General features: G+C 29.2%; 3 protein-coding genes and 1 pseudogene. 3 read left to right on the top strand and 1 reads right to left on the bottom strand.

Annotated features, from left to right (window positions below):
* Together MK115_RS09275 and MK115_RS09270 are read left to right on the top strand one after the other, a co-directional pair.
* Positions 1-201, top strand: a pseudogene (locus MK115_RS09275) (fatty acid desaturase); the annotation flags it as partial.
* 118 nt (positions 202-319) lie between these two features.
* Complete coding sequence (locus tag MK115_RS09270; protein ID WP_187149184.1) at positions 320-481, top strand: hypothetical protein; 162 nt, start codon at positions 320-322, stop codon at positions 479-481.
* 51 nt (positions 482-532) lie between these two features.
* On the opposite strand, the gene MK115_RS09265 is transcribed toward MK115_RS09270, so the two are convergent.
* Entirely contained in the window at positions 533-1,150 is a 618-nt protein-coding gene (locus tag MK115_RS09265; RefSeq protein ID WP_287610944.1) for a DUF938 domain-containing protein, read from the bottom strand.
* A 578-nt stretch (positions 1,151-1,728) separates the two neighbouring features.
* Between MK115_RS09265 and MK115_RS09260 the strand changes: the two genes are divergently transcribed.
* Positions 1,729-1,836 (top strand): high light inducible protein, encoded by a 108-nt coding sequence (locus MK115_RS09260; RefSeq protein ID WP_011132751.1) that lies wholly within the window; start codon positions 1,729-1,731, stop codon positions 1,834-1,836.
* Positions 1,837-1,899 lie beyond the last annotated feature (63 nt).

The raw sequence follows: 1,899 nt of genomic DNA, 5'->3' as shown, positions 1-1,899 counted from the left end.
CATGTATGTCCTACGATCCCTCATTATCATGCAAAAAAGGCAACTGTCTTAATTAAAAAAGCCTTTAAAAAAGCATATCTTTTTAATCCTGATCCAATACACAAAGCTCTATGGAATATTGCTTGCAATTGCGTTGCTGTTAAGTCAGACAGCAAGAGAGGAAGATATATATGGCAATCTTCATACAAAATGGTGGATTAAAAATATAATAAGCATCAATTCTTTATCACATTAATTTACGCAAATCTGAAAAGAATATAAAAGAATTAGCAATAACAAATTTTTCATCTTAGAAAAATATTCAGATAAATTAATTCTTATGAGTGGTGACAATTTGCATGGTAAGCAGCCTATTAAATTTTATTCGGAAAAAATAACACTTACAAAAGTTGAATTATTAGAAAGACAGTTGAGTTTAGGCGAAAAAATTTCAGATTTAGATCAAAAGCATAAAGAATGGAGCAAAAAACTATCAGGTTGATCATCTAATAAGATGAATTTTAAAAACTTATTAATTTTTGTATTTGCCTTATCAAGAAACTTTTCTGTAAATTATTGAAAAATTATTTGCAGGCATACTAATAATATCCTCTTGAGAAAAACCATTTTTCTTACTCTCATCACAAACTTCCTCAAGATTTTTAATACCCCAAAGATCATTTTGCATTTTTAATGAATTATCGAAAAAATAATTACTTTCACTTGTATGCTTATTACAAATTTTAAATGGCCCATACAAAATCAAAAATTGTCCCTTATTGAGTAATTTTCCTGACTCTCTAAAGAGTGCTACAGTACAAGACCACTGTGCTACATGAATCATATTTATAGAGACTATTCCTTGCAAAGAATGAGCTAATCTCAATGGAATTTTCCAAGGAATTTTTTCTACATCAATCTCAAGAGGCTGGGGCATTTTCTTAGTTAAGTCTTCATACTCAATCCAAGAACTTATACTTTTTCTATGCACTAACTCTGGATCACTTGTTTGCCAAATTATTCCAGGAAAGCGTTTTTGAAAAAACACTCCATGTTCACCACTGCCACTCCCGATTTCCAATACTGAACCTTTTTTTATAATTCTGGATAGTACATCACCAATGCAGTCTCTATTTCTTTGAGTTGCCGAAAAAAAAAGTCTATTATCCAAAATTAAAAAAATTGGGCGCTTCAGTAAAAAGAATAATTCTAAAATCCTTGATTATTTAACCTTTCTCAATTTAGGAGTCTTGAAAAACATTATTTTAAGGCTAAAGAATAATATTGAAATTGTAAGAGCAGGCAAGATATAAAGTATTAAATCAGAACTCATTAGAGAAGGAATCCTTCCAAAAATTAAATGCATGTAGTAGGTCGCGAATGACATAAATTCATATATATCTAATTTATTAATAGCAATTATTTGAATTCTAAAAACTACTTTTAGTCAAAAACTAAAAATTCTCAAAAAAAAGAGTCAGCCTGTATCCCTACTAGCTGACTCTTGTAATATATTAATTTAAATTACCTCTAAATGAGGATATACCTCTAAAAAAACAAGGTGAAAAGCTTATATTTTTTTCTCAAATTTAAAAAATCAGAACAATAATAAAAACATCGATAAGGTATATTTCGACACATATATGTAGCAGTTTTTTGAATTTTTCTGATAAAGCTAGGATTAATCCCTGATTTTCTTTACATTACTAAATAATTATGTTATATTTATTTACAAATTACATAAACAAAATGACTCCAGAAGCAGAACGTTTTAATGGTTGGGCAGCAATGTTAGGTTTCGTTGCAGCAGTTGGTGCATACGTCACTACAGGTCAAATCATTCCTGGTTGGTTCTAATGAAAAATAACGAACCAAAAATAGTTGAAAAAGAAAAAATCGTAGCTGAAAAGCTTAACGGTA

It is taken from the genome of Prochlorococcus sp. ALOHA_ZT_50 (assembly GCF_022447305.1).
Lineage (GTDB): Bacteria > Cyanobacteriota > Cyanobacteriia > PCC-6307 > Cyanobiaceae > Prochlorococcus_A.
The sequence above is the reverse complement of the archived record's forward strand: the minus strand, read 5'-3'. Positions and strand labels throughout refer to the sequence as shown.

Coding starts and splice junctions, on each gene's coding strand:
- MK115_RS09270 (WP_187149184.1), top strand. CDS start 320: ATGAGTGGTGACAATTTGCATGGTAAGCAGCCTATTAAATTTTATTCG.
- MK115_RS09260 (WP_011132751.1), top strand. CDS start 1,729: ATGACTCCAGAAGCAGAACGTTTTAATGGTTGGGCAGCAATGTTAGGT.